Here is a 17977-nt window from a genome sequence, read left to right on the forward strand (position 1 = left end):
TAGGTTGCACATCTTGCAACTTAGCATTAATGATAGTGACAGTTTTCCGCCAATGGCGTGATTCCCTCTCTATTTTTGCGTTGCACAAAGCTGATTCAGGAACAATATCGAGAACTCTATGCGCCGCCTTCCTCCCCTTCGAGCCCTTGAAGCCTTTATTCGCGTCGCCCGCCTGGGATCATCCAAGGCTGCGGCAGCAGAACTGGCGCTGTCCGCGCCTGCTCTCAGCCGGCGAATAAAATCGCTGGAAGATCATATCGGCAAACCGCTGTTCGAACGCCGAAACCAGTCAATGGTCCTCAACGAGGATGGCGAGACATTACTAAAGGCGGTGGCCCCGGCAATGGAAACCATTGGCGAGGCAGTGGACCATATGACGGTTAGCGGCGGCGATATGCGCCTGCGTCTGGGTGTTCTTCCGTTATTCGGCGCGACGCGTCTCTTGCCACGACTCCCCGAGCTCAAGAAACTCTATCCCAAGCTGCATATTGACGTTGATACATCAGCTCATGCTGAAAATATGCTTGGAGACGCCGTCGACGCAGCCATCATCATCAGTGACCACGTTGACCCCAACCTCTACTCGGTCAAGCTTGACTCCAACAAGGTCTACGCCATTGCCTCGGCGGAACTGACCAGGGGACCCAATGCGATCAACAGTCCCGAAGATCTGAAAAATCACAATATCCTGATTCACAGCAATATGACCCGCGCCTTTGACCAGTGGAAGGAAGCGGTGGGACTGCCGGATCTTGAACCGGCCGGTATCGACCAGATCAACAGTGGTCCGCTGATGCTCGAAGCCGCGGCTCAGGGACTCGGTATCGCGATCATGCACGGCAGCCATTTTTCCGATGCGCATGATCCGCGACTGGTCCGGCTGTTCGACCATGACGTCGACAGCCCGTACAGCTACTGGTTTGTCTGCCGCAAACGCGACCGGAAGAACCGCGCGGTACGGATTTTTCATGATTGGGTAGTGAAAGCGGGACTTTAGCCGGTCAGGTCGGGGTCTAGAACCAGATCATCGTCCAGTTGAACGCCAAAACTGTTCAGCAACATCGATACCTGGCTATATTGGCCCACGGTCATGACCAGATCCATGCGCTGTTTTTCGGTCAGTTCCGCGAGCGCCGCCCAGGTAGCATCGCTAATATGCCCATTGCTGGTCAGTTCATCGGTTGCCCGCAACATGGCGCTTTCGATCGGAGACCAGCCCGGCGCATCGGGTCCGGCCTTGATCCGCTCAATCTCTTCGTCGGTCAGTCCGCAATCCTTGCCGATGCGGACATGCTGTGCCCATTCATAGCCGGATTTCCAGTTGAAGCCGGTGCGCAGGATGATGACCTCGCGTTCGCGGGCTGGCAGGTCATTGTGATCGGACAGGATGTAGCCACCCCACCACATGAAGGCCTTGTAAGCTTTGGGTGCCTTGATCAGCGTCCGGAAAATATTCAAGATCTTGCCGGAGCGAAAGCGCTCACCCAGCATCGCCCGGCTCTTGTCGTCCAATTCTGACTCGGCGAGCGGGGCGATTCTAGGTTTATCGAGACGCATTTTGGCGGATCAGCCGAGCGTGACGGACTTGATCGCGCCTGGCTTCGCTGGTGGTTCACCTTTGGGAAGCGCGTGCACCGCTTCCATGCCGGAGGTCACTTCGCCCCAAACCGTATATTGGCCATCGAGGAAGCTGGCATCATCGAGACAGATGAAAAACTGGCTGTTGGCGCTATTGGGGTCCATCGTGCGGGCCATCGAGCAAACGCCTTCCGCATGCGGCGCATCAGAAAATTCCTGCGCGATATCGGGCTTGTCGCTGCCGGACATGCCGGTACCGGTCGGGTCGCCGCCCTGTGCCATGAAACCATCGATGACGCGGTGGAACACAACGCCGTCATAAAACCCCTCGGACGCCAGTTCGGTGATCCGGGCAACATGGTTGGGCGCGAGATCGGGCCGCAACTTGATTTCTACGTCGCCGGTATCGAGGTGGAGAGTCATTTTTTCGTGCGCCATCAGCTATTTTCCTTTTCGTTCGGTGAATCGTTCTTGGGGCGCATATAGGCACCACCACCGCAAAAATCACCCTGCCTTACGATAAATGTCACAAAAGATTGCAATTGCAGGGTCGCCACGACTAGTAAGCAGCCTAACACGCACAGCAGGGGAGCATCGCGATGACCGAGAGCAACGACGCCCCGCACGCCGAAATCTTGCGCGAGGATGTTCATGACGACGACAACCGTCTAACCGACGAATTTGTCCGCTCGGTTTCCGAAGCGGTCGAGGAAAATGATTCGGCGCTGGCGCAGGAGTTGGTCAATCCGCTCCACAATGCCGATATTGCCGATCTGTTCGAACTGGTCGATGCGGATGAGCGTGCACCGCTGGCCAGCGCGCTCGGTGATCTGGTCAGCGCCGATGTGCTCGCCGAGATGAACGAACATGTTCGCGAAGATCTGATCGACGTGCTCGATGCCGGCCAGATCGCGGACCTGACCGAACAACTGGACACCGATGACGCGGTCTCGATTATCGAGGACCTCGACGAGGGCGAGCAGCAAGCGGTCCTTGCCGAGCTCGATGCCGAAGACCGCGCCGCCATTGAAAGCGCTCTCACCTACGAAGAAGAAACCGCCGGGCGGATCATGCAGCGCGAATTTGTCGCGGTGCCCGAACATATGATGGTCGGCGACCTGATCGACTATCTCCGCAAGAATGATGATCTGACGACAGAATTCTGGGAAATTTACGTGGTCGATCCGGCGTTCCGGCCAATTGGCACCTGCCAGCTTAGCTGGATTCTCCGTACCCCGCGCGACATTGCCATCGCCGATGTGATGAAACGGGAACAGACGTTGATTCCGGTAGACATGGACCAGGAAGAGGTTGCGCTGCGCTTTCAGAAATATAATCTGATTTCGGCGGCCGTGGTCAATGATGACGGGCGGCTGATCGGTATGATCACCGTCGATGATATTCTCCATATTGTCGAGGACGAGGCCAGCGAAGACGTGCTGCTGCTGTCCGGTGCCGGCGACGGCGATATCAACGAACCGATCCGCGACAGTTACAAGGCGCGTGTCCGCTGGCTGGTCACCAATCTGGCGACCGCGCTGGTCGCAAGCTTCGTCATTTCGATATTCGGAGCTGCAATTGAACAAATGGTGGCGTTGGCCATATTGATGCCGATCGTGGCATCAATCGGTGGCAATGCCGGAACCCAGACGATGGCAGTCTCGGTGCGCGCGCTGGCGATGAACGAACTGACCCGTTCGAACACCCGCCGGATTATCGGCCGGGAATTCCGTATAGCCCTGCTCAACGGTGCCACCATTGCTGTGCTTGTCGGGCTCGGCACCGGCCTGGTCTTTATCAACCCCATGCTCGGTGGCGTCATTGCAGCCGCCATGCTGATCAATATCGTGATTGCGGGATTTGCCGGGATATTCGTGCCGGTCATGCTCGACCGCCTGGATCAGGACCCGGCCCTCGCGTCATCGGTCTTTGTCACAATGATCACCGATACGATGGGCTTTCTCGCCTTCCTCAGCCTCGCGGTCGGCAGCGGGATGGTCAGCCTCTAGATTAGCCAATGATTGAAACCGAACGCCTGTTGCTCCGTCCACATATCGCCGACGATTTCGAGGCTTGCCGCGCATTGTGGCAAGACCCGGCCGTCGTGAAATATATCAGCGGCGCACCCGCCACGGAAGCCGAGGCATGGTTGCGGTTTCTGGGCTATTTCGGACGCTGGGAAATCATGGGTTACGGCCTGTTTGCGCTGATAGAGAAATCGTCCGGACGATTTCTGGGAGAAGCGGGATATAGTGATTTCCGGCGCGGACTTGGCCCCGGTTTTGATCCCTTCCACGAAGCCGCTTGGGTATTGGCGGAAGCGGGGCATGGCAAAGGCTATGCCCGGGAAGCGATGACGGCAGCGCAAAACTGGCTGGATGAAACGTTCAGTCCTGACAAGACGGTTTGCATTATTAGTCCCGAAAATATCCCGTCGATCCGCCTCGCGGAAAGGCTTGGCTATCGGCCCACCGGCGAGGCCGAATATCAGCAGAAAACGGTCAGGATGTTCGAACGGTCGCGGCCAGAATCGTCAGGGTGATGCGAGCACCATTGCCTCGTCGTTCCGTTCCGCCGATCACACCCAAGTTGCAGATCTTGGTCAGGAATCCTGAAGACAAGAAAGCCGGACAGCAAGAGGGTCAGCTTCTCGGCCCGGTATAAACAGCGACAAAATTGCGCAGGTCATTATATATACGCTCCCGTTCGCCGTCGCCGATCATGTCGCAGCAAAGCGCATCATAGCCGGGTCTGTTTTCGCATACTGCCAGCCGAATAGATGCGATCAGCCATATTTCGTCATGGGTGGTTTGCGAACAGCAGGGCCGCCCGATCTGAAAAGGCTCCGGCCAGGCCGATCCGATGGTTTCCGCCAATATCAATATCCGCGTTGCCGCCAGCCTTCCTCCCAGCCTGTCCGACAAATGATCGAAACAGTCATAAGCATTTCTTGTCGCAACCACGGCCAATCGAAAGGCAATAATCAGCCTCGCCTCGACCGACGGCAACGTCCGGATATCCGGCAATGACAACGCCAGTTTTTCTATTATCTCATCCACTAGATGTTTCTCCTCGCTGATCGACCGCACCCATAGTATGATATTGATAATCATTTGCAATAATAAATTACAATAATCTGCTATGCTCTCCTCTTTCCAGGACAATCACATCGGCAAGGAGCTTGACTAAACCGGTCGTGCCACACAGATGTTATCCATGCCACTCAACATGACCAAGATTGCCTATCGCAGCGAAAGCCCGGCAACGCTCCGAAACTGGCTCGAATCGCACAAAGACAATGCCGCCACCGGAGGTGAGGCGCGGCTAACCACCCGCTATTTGCCGAAACGCCATGAAGAAATGGTCGGCGGTTCACTATACTGGATTCATGCCAAGAAGATTGTCGGTCGCTCGCCGATTATCGGGTTCATGGAAAATGGTCAGGGACGACAGTGGATTCGGCTGGAGCCACGACTGATCGCGGTTCAGCCGCTCCCGAAGCGGGCCCATCAGGGCTGGCGCTATCTGGAGGAAAAAGATGCTCCGCCCGATCTCGGCGACGGCGCGGAAGGAGCAGAGGCAATGCCGGCAGAGATGCTCGGCGAGCTCGCCAGTCTGGGGCTGGTCTAAACGGGCCTTACTATTGGCCCGCGATCGCGCTGTTCAGCCTTTGCTCTCCACCCAGTGTTTCAGCAAATCATGAGCAATGGCAAAAGGGGGCGGAGCGACGAACAGCGCGCCCGGCTCGCCGGCCATTGCTGCTTTCACCTCGTCGAGCGAGAACCAGGCCGCTTCCTCGATCTCTTCCTCATCGAGGGTCAGCGTCGGGTCGTCGGTGACGCTGGTACAGGCGATCATCAGCGACGATGGAAAAGGCCAAGGCTGGCTCGCGACATAGCGAACATCATGCACATGGATGCCCGCTTCTTCAAACAATTCGCGTTTCACGCAGCCTTCGATACTCTCTCCCGGTTCCAGAAACCCGGCCAGCGCGGAAAAGCTTTTCGGCGGAAATCGTGGCTGACGACCGAGCAATACCTTGCCTTCGCATTCCGACAACATGATCGCGACCGGATCGGTGCGCGGGAAATGCTCTGCGCCGCAACCATCATTCTCGCGGTCACAGAGACGCGCCCATCCACCTTTGCGCGACTGGGTCGGCTGTCCGCATTGCGCGCAAAATTTGTGGCGTGCGTGCCAGTCAACCAGACTCCGCGCTGTTGCATAAATGGCGGCCTGATCGGCGGGCAATCCGCCCAGAGTCTGCCATAGCGCCCGATTGGCGGCGGGACCGGCGTCCCCTGCTCCATTCAATTCCGTGAACAAGGGCGTGTCATCGTCGATGCCAAGCAACAGCAGGTCGTTGTCCGGCGAGGCTTCATAGGCTGCGCCCCAGGCGAGCTCACCGCGATCATCAAAAACCGGGTTCAGCCCATCCAGCTTGAGCAGCTTCGCGCGCGGGTTCATCATCGCGGCACGCAGCTTGTCGGGATTCACCCGCACCTGATCGGCACGGTCGAGGGTTCCACCGGCGAACGTCGGCACTTTGCTATTTTTGGCGATCAACATCTTGTCTCCTGAACTTTTTTAGTTTTTTGCCGCTTTCCTGAACGGAGAGCGGGTTGGCGTCGATCAGGGACTGGTTTTACCGGCTCCGGCCTGCGCCGTCCCCGTCAGGTCCGCATATACATATTTCGGGAAATCCGACTGAAAAGGATAGGCATTCGAAGGAATATACTGGGTATAGCCCCCGGCCCGCAAACCACGCACAGTATCGACAAAAGCCGATGTACCAGCGGCCCCGCCCCAGCCGAATGTCCCTGCCGGACTGACTTCGGTCCCCAGACCAGAGCGGCCACCGGCACCGAAGCCGTGATTGGCGACCCAGGTACCCTTGGTGCTGGCCGTCTCGGGCAAGAGATTGGACATGCCAAGCTTCACTGTCTCCGGTTTCATAACCCGCACATTACCGAGCTTGCCGAAACCGAGAAGCATTTGCAGGAATTTGTCGTAATCGCCGGCGGTACCGACCAGCCCCGTACTGCCGAAGGCAAAGGCGGGCTTGTCGAGAAAAATGCTGGTCGCACCGGGATCAATCGGGATCAGTGCTCCGGCAAATGGCGCGTAATTATCCGCAAGATCGCCCGCCCGGTCTGCGGGAACATTATAAAACATGTTGGTCATGCCCAGCGGCCCGAACATCCGCTCCTGAAGAAACTGATCGAGCGGCTTGCCGGATACTTTCTCGATCACCGCGCTGAGAACATCATGGCTGAGCGAATAGCTCCACTGCGTGCCGGGCTGATAGACCAATGGCAGTTCCGAGAGGCGCTTGACGAAGGTCATGATGTCGGGGGTCGGCGCGCCGGGATCGATGCCGGGGATCCGGTTCCGGCTAACGCGGCCGGGGGTCAGACCGGCAGCGAGATAGGCCTTCTGAATCGGCCCTTTGGAAATGATGGTGTAGCCGAGACCGGCCGTATGGGTCTGCAACTGGCGAATGGTGATCGGCTCTTTGGCCGGTTCGACATTTTCGAGTGCGCCTTCGGGATCAAGCAGGACTTGCATATCGGCGAATTCCGGGAAGAAGTCGGACAATGGCTGGTCGAGAGAGATCAGGCCGTCTTCAACCAGCATCATCGTCGCCATGCCGGTAATCGGCTTGGTCTGCGAATACATCCGCCACAGGGTATTGGGACCAACCCGCGTATCGCCGCCAAGCTTGAGCGAGCCGGCAGAAATCACCTGAGCGGGCGCCTGGCCAAAGCCGATCATCGCCATCATGCCGGCGACCTTCTTTTCCGCGACATATTCATGGATGATCCTGGTCAGACCGGGAAAACTGGTTCCTGCTTCTTTCGCAAACGCAATGCCCGGCATGGTGGCCAGAAAGGTGCCCGTTCCGATTCCGCCGAGCACGGACCGCCGCGAGAATGAAGCACCAAGAGACGAAGTGGCAGGTTGTCCAACAGTCATTTTTCTTCCTTCAGTTTCCATTTCACGGCCTTGGCATAAAGCGTAGGCAGTCCCGCCTGCGCTATATCATCCAGCGGCCACCAGATATTGTCATCACTGTTAGTAACGATTTTCTCATCCTGATAAACGGCCAAATCCACCTCAAGCGAAAAATGGGTGAAGCTGTGCTGAACAATATTGTCGTGCACGCGCCATTCGCCCGCGATCGGCGGCGTGGCATGACCATCCTTGCCGGCCGCCCAGCCGTCGTCGGGCAGCGACCGCATCCCGCCGAGCATGCCTTTCGGCGGCCGCGTCGCCAGCAGGATTCTGTCCTGCTGCTCGATCCAGAAAAACCGCGCGCGGCGAACCGGCTTGGCTTTCTTTGGTGGCTTGACCGGATAGCGTTCCATGTCACCTGTCGCGTAGGCCGCGCATTGTTTCTGCACCGGACAGATTCCGCATTTCGGATTTTTCGATGTGCAGATGGTCGCGCCAATATCCATGCAGGCCTGGGCAAAATCCCCGGCCCCGTGGCGCGGCGTGATCGCATCCATCGCCGCCCGGATCTCGACCTTGCCTTTGGGCAGCGGCGTATCGATGGCAAAGAGCCGCGCCACCAGCCGCTCGATATTGGCATCCACGACAACCGCGCGCTCGGCAAAGGCAATCGCGGCGATGGCAGCAGCGGTATAGGCACCCACGCCGGGCAATTTGAGGAGTTCAGACTCTTTCCGAGGAAAGATTCCATTCATATTCTCAGTGACATGCACCGCGCATTTGCGAAGATTACGCGCCCGGGCATAATAGCCGAGACCCGCCCAGGCGGCCATGACATCCGCTTCATCGGCACGCGCCAGGTCCTGAACCGTCGGCCAGCGCCGGATGAATTTCTCGAAATAGCTTTTGACCGCGCCAACCGTCGTCTGCTGGAGCATGACTTCAGACAGCCAGACATGATAGGGATCGGGCAAATTGCTGCCCGGTGGCGAGCGCCAGGGCAGTTTGCGTGCCTTATCCACATAATGTGCACCGATATTGGCAGAAATTTTACCTGCTTTGGCGGGGAAGCTATCGACGGGCATGGCCGCGCCATGCCATAAAAGGACATAATGGCGAAGAAAATTGGCAATTTTGGTGACGAAAAGGCGAAAACCGTCGGAAACGGTACGGCTGCGCCCGGAAAATCGCCAAAAAAGGCCGCCAAAAAGCCGGCCGCCAAAGCATATCAGAAATATCAGCGTCCGCGCGGCGGGCCAGCGAAAAGCATCTCCGACCTGGTGCCCGAAATCGGCCGCGCCGCCTTTCGCCGCTACGGCTTCATCCAGAGTTCGGTGGTGAGCCGCTGGGCCGAGATTGTCGGCGAACGCTATGCCGCCGTCTCGCTGCCCGAATCAATCCGCTTTCCACGCGGCGAAAAAGAGGGAGGAACCCTGCATCTGCTGGTTTCAGGCGCCTATGCCACGATGATGCAGCATATCGCCCCGGATATCATCGACCGGGTAAACCGCTTCTTCGGCTATGGTGCAATCAGTCAGGTCCGATTCAGACAAGGCGCCATAACACCCAAGAAAGACAAGGAAAAAAGGGTCCCCCTGCCCGCCTCGCTCAAGCCTGCCCCGATCCAGCTGGGCGAGAATCTGAGGGATATTGGCGATGCGGAATTGAACCGGGTACTCGAATCGCTCGCATCGGCAGTTGCAAAGGCGGAAGCGGTCCCTAAGAAAGATGCGCAAACGAGCATAAAGGTTATCGGCAAGATCGGTGGCGGTGACAGGAAGAAGGACGAGAGATGAATTTTAAAGGCGCGTATCTTGCTTCGGGACTGGTGGCTGCAACCATGATCGTCGCACCGGCATCCGCAGAGCAAACCGATCGGGTCACCCTGTCTGCCATGGGCGGCCATATGATGGGCAACCCGCTCGCCCGGCACAAGCTGACGGAATATATGAGCTATACCTGCAACCACTGCGCTGCATTCGAGAAAGATTCCCATGACGCCCTCAAGACGAATTTCGTCCGGAAAGGCTATGTCAGCTTTGAAATCCGCAACCTGATCCTCAACCCGATCGATCTGACGGCTGCGATGCTCGCCCGCTGCGGTGGACGGACCAAATTCTTCGGAAATCACCACGCTTTGCTGACGAAGCAGTCGGACTGGCTGAAGAAATTTCAGTCGACCTCCCCGGAAATCATGAAAACGATGAACGATGGCACCGTACCCGAACGGCTCAAGAAAATTGCCAAGGCAGCCGGTCTCGACACATTGATGAAGGCGCGTGGCTATACCGCGGGCCAGATCGATGCCTGCCTGTCCAACAAGGTCGAGCAGGACAAGATATTGGCGATGACAAAATATGCCAGAGACACGCTCAAACTAAGCGGAACACCCAGCTTCACGCTTGCCGACAAACCGCTTGAAAATGTCCACAGTTGGGCGGCTTTGCGGCCTAAATTGCTGACACTTCCGCAATAGACACACGACCCATTGAGAAAACAGGAACAGAATATGCGCACATTCAACTATATTGCACCTTTGGCCCTTGCTCTGGCGCTGACCGCCTGTGGCGAAGCCACCGAAGGCGAGACCGGAATAAGCTCTGGCTCGGCAGTGGAAGCGGTCGAAGCTCCCGCCGGACAGAAATGGTCCGAAACGGTTTCCAAAACCGAATCTGGCGGCGTTGTCATGGGAAATCCTGACGCCCCGATCAAACTGGTAGAATATATGTCGATCACCTGCTCGCACTGTAAGGATTTTGGCGAGGAAGCCTTTGCACCGCTGCGCGATCAATATGTCGAGAGCGGTCGGGTGAGCTTTGAAATCCGCAACTTTGTGCGCGATCCATTGGATCTTTCTGCTGCCATATTGTCCCGCTGCAGCGGCGAAGCCCCGTTTTTCCCGTTGACCGAACAGGCATTGGGTTATCAGGCGACGATGTTCGAAAAAGCACAGGCCATGGGCGAAGCAACCTATAGTGACATATTGAAATCTGCACCGGAATCGCGTTTCGTTCGCCTCGCCGAACAGCTTGGCCTGATCACCTTTTTCCAACAGCGCGGTATTTCTGAAGATCAGGCAAAAGCATGTCTGGCGGATACGGCAGCGGCGGAAATGCTCATGACCAATACCCAAAAAGCGGCCGAGCAATTCGATATCGAGGGAACGCCGACATTTCTGATAAACGGGCAAAAGGTCGATGGTACCAACTGGACGATGATCGAAACCAAATTGAAGGAAGCAGGCGCCCGGTAGGCGCTGAACCAATCGCAAGAGGGGGCGCGATTTGAAACTGCTCACTGATAAAGGCTGCACGGGGGCGATCCCGTGCAAATAAAGAAGCTCAGACTTTCTGGCTTCAAAAGCTTTGTCGATCCGACAGAGCTGCGCATCGAAAAGGGGCTGACCGGGGTGGTCGGCCCCAATGGCTGCGGGAAATCGAACCTTCTGGAAGCCATCCGCTGGGTGATGGGCGAAAATTCGGCCAAGTCGATGCGCGGCGCCGGCATGGAGGATGTGATCTTCGCCGGTACCCAGGACCGGCCTGAACGGCAATTTGCAGAAGTGGCACTGTCAGCGGAACGGGAAACCAACGACGTATCATCGCTCCACGTCGGCGACAATGATAGCGAACTGGAAATTGTCCGCCGGATTGAGCGGGGTTCGGGCTCCGCCTATCGCGCCAATGGCACCGATGTCCGGGCCAAGGATATCGCGCTGATCTTCGCCGATGCCGCTACCGGCGCGCACAGCCCTGCCCTCGTCAGCCAGGGCAAGATATCCAATATCATTTCCTCCAAGCCCGAAGCGCGGCGGGAAATGCTGGAGGAAGCCGCCGGCATCTCCGGCCTGCACGTCCGGCGCAGGGATGCCGAGCAGAAATTGCGCGCGGCGGAGAAGAATCTCGCCCGTCTCGATGATATTCTCGGCGATATGGAACAGCGCGCCGCCAATCTCCGGCGGCAGGCCAAACAGGCGGAGCGCTACAAGAAACTCAGCGACGAAATCATCACTGCTGAAGGGCGTCTGATCTACGCACGCTGGAAAGAGGCCGCTGCCGCCGCCGATATCGCGAGAGCCGAAGCCGAAGCCGCCGAAGCCAAGGTCAGCGAAGCACAAAGCGAGCAGCAAGCCGCCGTATCCGCGCAGAATGAAAGCGCCAAGGCTCTCGGCATTCTCCGGGCAGAGGTTCAGCGGGCGCGGGAAGAAGCCAGCGAGTCCAGCCACCGGCTGCTGACCCTGACCAACGAACGCGACAATCTGAAATCACGGTTGCTTGATCTGCAGGCGCAGGCCCAGCGGATTCACGATGACAATGCCCGCGAAGACCAGCTCACCCGCGATGCGATGGAGGCGCTGGACCGTCTCGAACAGGACGAAAAGCGACTTTCGGCAGAATTGTCACAACTGAGCAAGGAACGACCCGATCTCGAACGCGCCGCCGAACGATCCGAGCGCGCTGCCAGCGAAGCCGAAGTAGACCTCGCCAAGGCGGTGGCCGAGGAAGCGCGGATTCAGGCTGAGATTAAAGTCGCCAATGCCGCCGTCGATGCTGCCCAGGCGCGCCATGACCGGCTGGCGGTCGAACTGGATCGCCTCAACGCCGAACGCGCCGAAATGGGCGACGAGGCAGAGCTGCAGACCGCGCTTGCCGAGGCGATCGCAACGCGGGAAGCGGCGCAGAAAAGAGCAGACGGCAGCGGCGGCAAGATTGCCTCGCTCGAGGAACAACGGGTTCAGGCCACCGCGGCGCGCGATGCCGCGCAATCCGGCCTTGCCACGCTGAAGGCGGAACTGGCCGGACTGCGCTCGGAACATCACGCGCTGGATCGCGAACTGTCGAAGGTTGAAAGCGCGCACAAGGCGATTGATCAGGTGAAACCGGCACCCGGCTATGAACGGGCATTGGCGGCGGCGCTCGGCGATGATCTGCTTGCCTCGGTCGGCGAAGACGGCGACCGCTTCTGGGGCGGCGGCGATGTCGCCTCTCCCGGCACACCACCCGCCGGAACCGAGACGCTGCTCGACCGGGTGCTGGCTCCCGGCGAATTGCACAATCGCCTGTCCCAGATTTTTGTCGCCGATAGCGATGACGGACAACCACTGTCGGTCGGCCAGAGGCTGGTCACCAAGGCTGGCGCGCTGCGCCGCTGGGACGGCTTTGTCGCCCGCGACGATGGCAACGCCAGCGCCGAGCGGCTGGTCCGCGCCAACCGTCTGCGCGCATTGCAGGAAATGCTGGTACCGGCCGAGGAGAAGGTCGCAGCGGCAGAAGCGACTCTGGTCGCGGGGCGCGAAGCAATGTCGGTGATCGAGACCCAACTCGGTGAAGCCCGCACCGCACGGCGCGATGCCGAGGAAGCGCTACGCCAGTCATTGCGCGAAGCCGATCAGGCGGAAGAAGCGCTGGCCTGGCTGCAGAAACGCACCGCCAGCCTTGCCGAACGGGATGCCGCGCTGAAAGCGGAAAATGCCACCGCGCTTGCCGAACTGGAAGCGGCGCAAAAGGAACGCGCTGGCCAGCCAGACGGCGCGGAGCAGGAACGGGCGCGGGCGGCCTTGCAGGATCAGCGCGATGCGGCTCGACAACGGGTCATGTCTGCACAAGCCGCGCTCTCCGGTATCGACCAGAGGCTTGCGCAGGTGAAAGAACAGAAGGCGGTAGCCAGCGCGCAAATCCGTTCGTGGCAGGATCGCTCGGGCGAAGCCGAAGCGCGGATGAAGGAAATGGCCAAGCGCGGCGCCATGATCGAGGCCGAGGTTGAAAATCTCGCCGACCGGCCGCGGGTGATCGAGGTCGAGGTCACAAAGCTGGAAGAACGGCAGGAAGCTCTCAACGCAAAAGTGGTCGAGAAAGACGCCGCTCTGCAGGCCGCCGAACTGGCACAGCGCGACCATGAAGACCGGCTCAACCAGGCCAGTGAAATGCTCAGCCAGGCGCGTGAATTGCGCGCCGGAGCAAAAGCCCGTGCCGAGAACCAGGATCTGCGCCGGATGGAAATGGGCCGGATTTCGGCCGAGAAATTCGAATGCCCTGCTGTCGTTCTCCCAAAGAAGCTTGAATTTGACGAAGAGACGGTTGGCGATGCATCGCAGGAGTCAGCCGAACTCGAACGCCTCTCCCTCAGCCGCGAGCGGATCGGGCCGGTCAATCTGGTCGCCGCCGACGAACTGGCGGAACTGGAAGGCGAGTGGGAAATCTCGACCAAGGAAAGCCAGGATCTCAATGAGGCGATCCATCAATTGCGTGGATCGATCGGCAGCCTGAACCGCGAAGGCCGCCAGCGCCTGCTCGCCGCATTCGAGGAAGTCGACCAGCATTTCCAGCGGCTGTTCGCGACGCTGTTCGACGGCGGCAAGGCCCATCTCGAACTGATCAACAGCGATGATCCGCTCGAAGCCGGCCTCGAAATCATGGCCCAGCCACCCGGCAAGAAGCTGACCTCGTTGACCCTGCTGTCGGGCGGCGAACAGGCCTTAACTGCTGTGGCACTTATTTTCGGACTGTTTTTGACCAATCCGGCACCCATCTGTGTCCTCGACGAGGTCGATGCCCCGCTCGACGACGCCAATATCGAGCGTTTCTGCGACCTGCTCGACAAGATGGTCGCGGAAACCAGCACCCGCTATCTGATCGTCACCCATAATGCGGTGACCATGAGCCGGATGCACCGATTGTTCGGCGTGACCATGGTCGAACGCGGGATTTCGCAGCTGGTGTCGGTCGATCTGAACGCCGCGGAAGAGTTGCTGGCGGCGGAGTGAAGGCAGCGTGCGGGCCGACAAGCGCTCTGCGACAGGCTCAGGGCTAGCGGGTCAAAAGGCCATCGGTAAAATCCGTTAGGGGTGAGCCTGTCGAACCCCGCCTAGCGTCTATCACGGTGGTTCTTGGCTAATAAAGACAGCAACTCCCAATCACCCTCGATCAACGCCTGTTTCTTGGCCCTCGTCCAGCCCTTGATCCGCTTTTCCGCCTCCAAGGCTTCGTATCGGGTAGAGAAATTCTCTGACCAGACACATTCAACCGGCCGACGTTTGTAGGTGTAACCCTTATAATAGCCATTTTGGTGCTGGCCGATACGCTGTTCCAGATTGTCTGTGTGACCGGTGTAGAAGCTACCGTCGGAGCATTTCAGAATATAGACGAAGAAGGCCATGATTGCGTTCTAACCTAGAGGCGTCCTTCGACAAGCTCAGGACTAACGGAAAGTCGCAACTGGCCGATTTTATCAACAGTACCCTTTTACCGTTAGGGGTGAGCCTGTCGAACCCCGATTAGCATCTATAGGTGCAGTACTTTTTAAGACGATAAGCGCCCTTCGACAAGCTCAGGGCTAACGGAAAGACGCGACTGACCGCTTCTATCAATCCCCCAAAACCAGCCGCGGCCCCGGCCCCTTTAGCCCCGCCCGGTCCTCCGGATTATAAAGCTTACATTTCTTCAGGCTCAGGCAGCCGCAACCGATACAGCCGTCGAGCCGGTCTCGCGTGCGTTCCAGCTCCGCGATCCGCGCGTCGATCACCCCGCGCATCGCCTTGCTGATCCGCGTCCAGTCGGCCTGCGTCGGTGTGCGGCCGTGGGGTAAGTTGGTGAGCAGGCGTTCAATCTCGCCGATGCTCAGGCCCAGTTGCTGGGCGATCAGGACGAAGCTGAGCCGGCGGATATCCGAGCGCAGGAACCGCCGCTGGCCGCCGGCCGAGCGGAAAGGTTCGACCAAACCCTTTTCCTCGTAGAAGCGGATCGCGGAAACCGAGAGACCGGTGCGGCCGGCGAGGTCGCCGATGGTCAGGGCTTTGGTTTGCGGCATCATTGGTTCCTTCGCGGTTCCTTTTCCCCGGCAAAGGCCGGGGGCCATCTCGTGATATATGGACTTGACGCACAGATAGCGTTCGCCCCCACCCTTCCGATCAGATGGTATCCCACGAGATGGACTCCCGCCTTCGCGGGAGCACAAAATAATAGCTTGACCTCAACTTAGCTTGAGATTGTACGAATCACAAGCATGGAGAATTGGCAAGTTCAAAAGGCCGCAGAAAAAAGCGGAAAACATGCTTCCAATTCTTCCAATGAAATGATGCCAATATTGCGAGGAAGAGAGCATATGAAGCTCAATCAGGTCACCGTCGGATGCGTCGACTATGACCGGTCGGCGGCATTTTACCGCCGGCTTGGCCTCACCCAGATCGTCGACTCCCCGCCCCGCTATGCCCGGTTCGAGACGCCCTCGGGCGAAACCTTCTCGATCCACGCGGTCGAGAAGACCGGAGCGCCAACGACTATGATCTACTTCGAATGCGATGATCTCGACACAAAAGTTGCGAAACTGCAATCGGCCGGCATCACCTTCGACACAGGGCCCACTGACCAGAGCTGGGGCTGGCGCGAAGCGCGGCTTCGCGATCCGGCGGGCAACCCGATCTGCCTGTTCTACGGCGGCGATAACCGCCGCTTCCCGCCCTGGCGGATCAATCATCAACCCAAGGAGAAAGGAAATGAAAAATGACCCAAGCAACTCTGGAGCACGTCAACATCACGGTCAGCGACCCGCAACGGAGCGCCGACCTGCTGCGCGATCTTTTTGGCTGGCATATCCGGTGGGAGGGGCCATCAATGTTGGATGGCCACACGATCCACGTCGGGAGTGATGAGCAGTATATCGCGCTCTACACCAACCCGGAGGTTCGCGCCGCCGATCCCAAGTTCAACAAAGGCGAGCCGCTGAACCATATCGGCGTGACCGTCGATGATCTGGACGCGGTCGAGGCGAAAGTGGTGGCAGCGGGGCTGGAGCCCTTCAACCATGGCGATTACGAACCGGGACGGCGCTTCTATTTCTTCGACTGGAACGGGATCGAGTGGGAACTGGTGAGTTACGCCTAGCGCCCTTCTCCCTCAAGGGAGAAGGATACGAAGGCTTAGCACCGAAGGCGCTTAGCCGCAGTTGGATGAGGGTGCACAGGTGTCAGATTGGCGCACCCAACAACCGCCAGAACACCCTCACCCAGCTTCCGCTAGGCTCGTTCCTCGCCAAGCTTACGCACCCCTCTCCCTCACGGGAGAGGGAATCGTCATCCTGAACTCGTTTCAGGACCCAGAGCGGCAAGCACCACATTGGCGCACTGTCGCTCTGGGCCCCGGATCAAGTCCGGGATGACGATATCATTGCCGCTAACGTCTACAGACTAGGATTGACCAGCACCTTCTCGCCGGTCGCCTTCTTGTCATAACCCTTGGCGATGTCCGGATCGATCATGTCCATCAGACTGATCTCGCTCGAATAGTCGCTGTGGAAGATGCCGTTGCGCTCCTCGACCGTGTACATGCGCATTTCCATCATCCGTTCCATGCCGACCTTTTCCAGATGCGGAGTGAGCAGCCAGCCGCCGACGCCCCAGTAAAGGCCGAGACCGCCGCCGAGGATGGTTTCGCCGGTGTCGAGACGGCCGTAGATATAGACCTGCTTGTTGACGGTGGAGCCGTAAACACTGAATTCCGCGCCACGCACCGCCGCAGCCTTTTCCATTGCGGTCAGAATATAGCTGGCCATCTTGCCGCCGCCGATGGCGTCAAACCCAAGCGTCGCGCCGGTTTCGGCCAGAGCAGCGATCAGCTGTTCCATGAAATCGTCCTTGGTGCTGTCGATCACATGGGTCAGGCCGATATCGGTGAGGATCTTCTTCTGGGCATCGGAACGCACGATGGCGACCAGCGGCACGCCTTCCTTGAGGCAAAGCTTGGCCAGCATCTGACCGAGATTGGATGCCGCAGCGGTATGGACCAGTCCGTCATGGCCTTCGGCCCGCATCGTGTTGAGAAAGCCCTGCGCGGTCATCGGGTTGACGAACAGGGAAGCGCCCTCCTTGGCCGGCGCGCCTTCGGGGAGCGGAACGCACATCATGGCGGGCATGATGCGATGGGTGCGATACATTTCGCCACCGACAATCGTGACAACCTTGCCCATCAACGCCTGTGCCGCATCGGAAGAACCGGCTGCAACCACGGTGCCCGCGCCTTCGTTACCGGCAGCCAGCTTCTTGCCGGCACGACCCTTGAAGAAAGGCTGCATGGCGGGGTCAACATCAGCGACCAAAGCCGGGTGGCCATCAACCGTTTCGCTGCGGACGGTGTCCATATTGGCCGCAGCAGTCAGCAGGCCGAGATCGGAAGGGTTGATCGGAACCGCTTCCATCTGGACGACGACTTCATGCTCTTTCGGTTCGGGCACAGCATAAGGCTCGATCGACAGGATCGATTTGCCGTCTTCGGTAACGGTGGTGCACAGTTGCTTTGCGTCGGGAAATTGGCTCATTGGATATTCCTCTCTCTTGTGTTTCTGGAAATTTTTGGTGGCGGTAGGTGCCCCAATCTTGCGGTAATCTCGAAAAAACCGGTCACCGTTTCATCGATAATCTGTTTGGCAGTTTTAACCTCGTCAATCAGACCTC

The 17977-nt window shown here is 58.5% G+C and carries 19 protein-coding genes; 10 read left to right on the top strand and 9 right to left on the bottom strand.

What is annotated here, in order from left to right; translation table 11 throughout:
• The first annotated feature begins 118 nt into the window (after positions 1-118).
• On the top strand, positions 119-997 hold the full coding sequence (locus ACN0VD_RS05515) for a LysR substrate-binding domain-containing protein (RefSeq protein ID WP_417592456.1): 879 nt from the start codon (positions 119-121) through the stop codon (positions 995-997).
• Here ACN0VD_RS05515 and ACN0VD_RS05520 read toward each other — a convergent pair.
• Together ACN0VD_RS05520 and ACN0VD_RS05525 are read right to left on the bottom strand one after the other, a co-directional pair.
• Positions 994-1557 (bottom strand): carboxymuconolactone decarboxylase family protein, encoded by a 564-nt coding sequence (locus ACN0VD_RS05520; RefSeq protein WP_417592458.1) that lies wholly within the window; start codon positions 1555-1557, stop codon positions 994-996. The genes ACN0VD_RS05515 and ACN0VD_RS05520 overlap by 4 nt on opposite strands.
• A gap of 9 nt (positions 1558-1566) precedes the next feature.
• Positions 1567-2016, bottom strand: coding sequence for a peptidylprolyl isomerase (locus ACN0VD_RS05525; protein ID WP_417592460.1), 450 nt, complete (start codon positions 2014-2016; stop codon positions 1567-1569).
• Between the two features lie 161 nt (positions 2017-2177).
• Between ACN0VD_RS05525 and mgtE the strand changes: the two genes are divergently transcribed.
• Both mgtE and ACN0VD_RS05535 read left to right on the top strand, forming a co-directional pair.
• On the top strand, positions 2178-3587 hold the full coding sequence (gene mgtE / locus ACN0VD_RS05530) for a magnesium transporter (RefSeq protein WP_417592462.1): 1410 nt from the start codon (positions 2178-2180) through the stop codon (positions 3585-3587).
• 8 nt (positions 3588-3595) lie between these two features.
• Positions 3596-4120, top strand: coding sequence for a GNAT family N-acetyltransferase (locus ACN0VD_RS05535; protein WP_417592464.1), 525 nt, complete (start codon positions 3596-3598; stop codon positions 4118-4120).
• A gap of 100 nt (positions 4121-4220) precedes the next feature.
• Here ACN0VD_RS05535 and ACN0VD_RS05540 read toward each other — a convergent pair whose 3' ends face one another.
• Positions 4221-4637, bottom strand: coding sequence for a hypothetical protein (locus ACN0VD_RS05540; protein ID WP_417592466.1), 417 nt, complete (start codon positions 4635-4637; stop codon positions 4221-4223).
• A gap of 157 nt (positions 4638-4794) precedes the next feature.
• On the opposite strand from ACN0VD_RS05540, the gene ACN0VD_RS05545 reads away from it, so the two are divergent.
• Positions 4795-5208, top strand: a complete 414-nt coding sequence (locus ACN0VD_RS05545) for a DUF1489 family protein (RefSeq protein WP_417592468.1) — start codon at positions 4795-4797, stop codon at positions 5206-5208.
• A 33-nt stretch (positions 5209-5241) separates the two neighbouring features.
• On the opposite strand, the gene nudC is transcribed toward ACN0VD_RS05545, so the two are convergent.
• The 3 genes from nudC to mutY form a co-directional block, all read right to left on the bottom strand.
• Positions 5242-6147 (bottom strand): NAD(+) diphosphatase, encoded by a 906-nt coding sequence (nudC, locus tag ACN0VD_RS05550; protein ID WP_417592470.1) that lies wholly within the window; start codon positions 6145-6147, stop codon positions 5242-5244.
• A 63-nt stretch (positions 6148-6210) separates the two neighbouring features.
• Positions 6211-7554 (bottom strand): serine hydrolase domain-containing protein, encoded by a 1344-nt coding sequence (locus tag ACN0VD_RS05555; protein ID WP_417592472.1) that lies wholly within the window; start codon positions 7552-7554, stop codon positions 6211-6213.
• A complete protein-coding gene (gene mutY, locus ACN0VD_RS05560) occupies positions 7551-8618 on the bottom strand; it encodes an A/G-specific adenine glycosylase (protein WP_417592474.1) in 1068 nt (355 codons plus the stop codon). Before mutY ends, ACN0VD_RS05555 begins: the two co-directional genes overlap by 4 nt.
• Before the next feature lie 27 nt (positions 8619-8645).
• Between mutY and ACN0VD_RS05565 the strand changes: the two genes are divergently transcribed.
• From ACN0VD_RS05565 to ACN0VD_RS05580, 4 genes are all read left to right on the top strand, one after another.
• The gene (locus ACN0VD_RS05565) at positions 8646-9329 is read left to right on the top strand and encodes a DUF721 domain-containing protein (protein ID WP_417592476.1); all 684 of its coding nucleotides are present in this window, start codon (positions 8646-8648) and stop codon (positions 9327-9329) included.
• On the top strand, positions 9326-10009 hold the full coding sequence (locus ACN0VD_RS05570; RefSeq protein WP_417592478.1) for a DsbA family protein: 684 nt from the start codon (positions 9326-9328) through the stop codon (positions 10007-10009). The genes ACN0VD_RS05565 and ACN0VD_RS05570 overlap by 4 nt, the downstream gene beginning before the upstream one ends.
• A 33-nt stretch (positions 10010-10042) precedes the next feature.
• Positions 10043-10786: a thioredoxin domain-containing protein gene (locus ACN0VD_RS05575; protein WP_417592480.1), complete on the top strand. Its 744-nt coding sequence runs from the start codon at positions 10043-10045 to the stop codon at positions 10784-10786.
• 72 nt (positions 10787-10858) lie between these two features.
• Positions 10859-14296, top strand: a complete 3438-nt coding sequence (locus tag ACN0VD_RS05580; RefSeq protein ID WP_417592482.1) for an AAA family ATPase — start codon at positions 10859-10861, stop codon at positions 14294-14296.
• Between the two features lie 101 nt (positions 14297-14397).
• Here ACN0VD_RS05580 and ACN0VD_RS05585 read toward each other — a convergent pair whose 3' ends face one another.
• On the bottom strand, positions 14398-14688 hold the full coding sequence (locus ACN0VD_RS05585; protein ID WP_417592484.1) for a GIY-YIG nuclease family protein: 291 nt from the start codon (positions 14686-14688) through the stop codon (positions 14398-14400).
• A 207-nt stretch (positions 14689-14895) separates the two neighbouring features.
• Positions 14896-15339: a redox-sensitive transcriptional activator SoxR gene (soxR, locus tag ACN0VD_RS05590; protein WP_417592740.1), complete on the bottom strand. Its 444-nt coding sequence runs from the start codon at positions 15337-15339 to the stop codon at positions 14896-14898.
• Positions 15340-15633: 294 nt separating this feature from the next.
• Between soxR and ACN0VD_RS05595 the strand changes: the two genes are divergently transcribed.
• Positions 15634-16035, top strand: coding sequence for a VOC family protein (locus ACN0VD_RS05595; protein ID WP_417592486.1), 402 nt, complete (start codon positions 15634-15636; stop codon positions 16033-16035).
• Entirely contained in the window at positions 16032-16412 is a 381-nt protein-coding gene (locus ACN0VD_RS05600) for a VOC family protein (RefSeq protein WP_417592488.1), read from the top strand. The genes ACN0VD_RS05595 and ACN0VD_RS05600 overlap by 4 nt, the downstream gene beginning before the upstream one ends.
• 295 nt (positions 16413-16707) lie before the next feature.
• Here ACN0VD_RS05600 and ACN0VD_RS05605 read toward each other — a convergent pair whose 3' ends face one another.
• Positions 16708-17841 (bottom strand): NADH oxidase, encoded by a 1134-nt coding sequence (locus ACN0VD_RS05605; protein WP_417592490.1) that lies wholly within the window; start codon positions 17839-17841, stop codon positions 16708-16710.
• Positions 17842-17977: the final 136 nt, after the last annotated feature.

Source organism: Parasphingorhabdus sp. (assembly GCF_048267785.1).
GTDB lineage: Bacteria > Pseudomonadota > Alphaproteobacteria > Sphingomonadales > Sphingomonadaceae > Parasphingorhabdus.

Coding starts and splice junctions, on each gene's coding strand:
- ACN0VD_RS05515 (WP_417592456.1), top strand. CDS start 119: ATGCGCCGCCTTCCTCCCCTTCGAGCCCTTGAAGCCTTTATTCGCGTC.
- ACN0VD_RS05520 (WP_417592458.1), bottom strand. CDS start 1,557: ATGCGTCTCGATAAACCTAGAATCGCCCCGCTCGCCGAGTCAGAATTG.
- ACN0VD_RS05525 (WP_417592460.1), bottom strand. CDS start 2,016: ATGGCGCACGAAAAAATGACTCTCCACCTCGATACCGGCGACGTAGAA.
- mgtE (WP_417592462.1), top strand. CDS start 2,178: ATGACCGAGAGCAACGACGCCCCGCACGCCGAAATCTTGCGCGAGGAT.
- ACN0VD_RS05535 (WP_417592464.1), top strand. CDS start 3,596: ATGATTGAAACCGAACGCCTGTTGCTCCGTCCACATATCGCCGACGAT.
- ACN0VD_RS05545 (WP_417592468.1), top strand. CDS start 4,795: ATGCCACTCAACATGACCAAGATTGCCTATCGCAGCGAAAGCCCGGCA.
- nudC (WP_417592470.1), bottom strand. CDS start 6,147: ATGTTGATCGCCAAAAATAGCAAAGTGCCGACGTTCGCCGGTGGAACC.
- ACN0VD_RS05555 (WP_417592472.1), bottom strand. CDS start 7,554: ATGACTGTTGGACAACCTGCCACTTCGTCTCTTGGTGCTTCATTCTCG.
- mutY (WP_417592474.1), bottom strand. CDS start 8,618: ATGCCCGTCGATAGCTTCCCCGCCAAAGCAGGTAAAATTTCTGCCAAT.
- ACN0VD_RS05565 (WP_417592476.1), top strand. CDS start 8,646: ATGGCGAAGAAAATTGGCAATTTTGGTGACGAAAAGGCGAAAACCGTC.
- ACN0VD_RS05570 (WP_417592478.1), top strand. CDS start 9,326: ATGAATTTTAAAGGCGCGTATCTTGCTTCGGGACTGGTGGCTGCAACC.
- ACN0VD_RS05575 (WP_417592480.1), top strand. CDS start 10,043: ATGCGCACATTCAACTATATTGCACCTTTGGCCCTTGCTCTGGCGCTG.
- ACN0VD_RS05585 (WP_417592484.1), bottom strand. CDS start 14,688: ATGGCCTTCTTCGTCTATATTCTGAAATGCTCCGACGGTAGCTTCTAC.
- soxR (WP_417592740.1), bottom strand. CDS start 15,339: ATGCCGCAAACCAAAGCCCTGACCATCGGCGACCTCGCCGGCCGCACC.
- ACN0VD_RS05595 (WP_417592486.1), top strand. CDS start 15,634: ATGAAGCTCAATCAGGTCACCGTCGGATGCGTCGACTATGACCGGTCG.
- ACN0VD_RS05600 (WP_417592488.1), top strand. CDS start 16,032: ATGACCCAAGCAACTCTGGAGCACGTCAACATCACGGTCAGCGACCCG.
- ACN0VD_RS05605 (WP_417592490.1), bottom strand. CDS start 17,841: ATGAGCCAATTTCCCGACGCAAAGCAACTGTGCACCACCGTTACCGAA.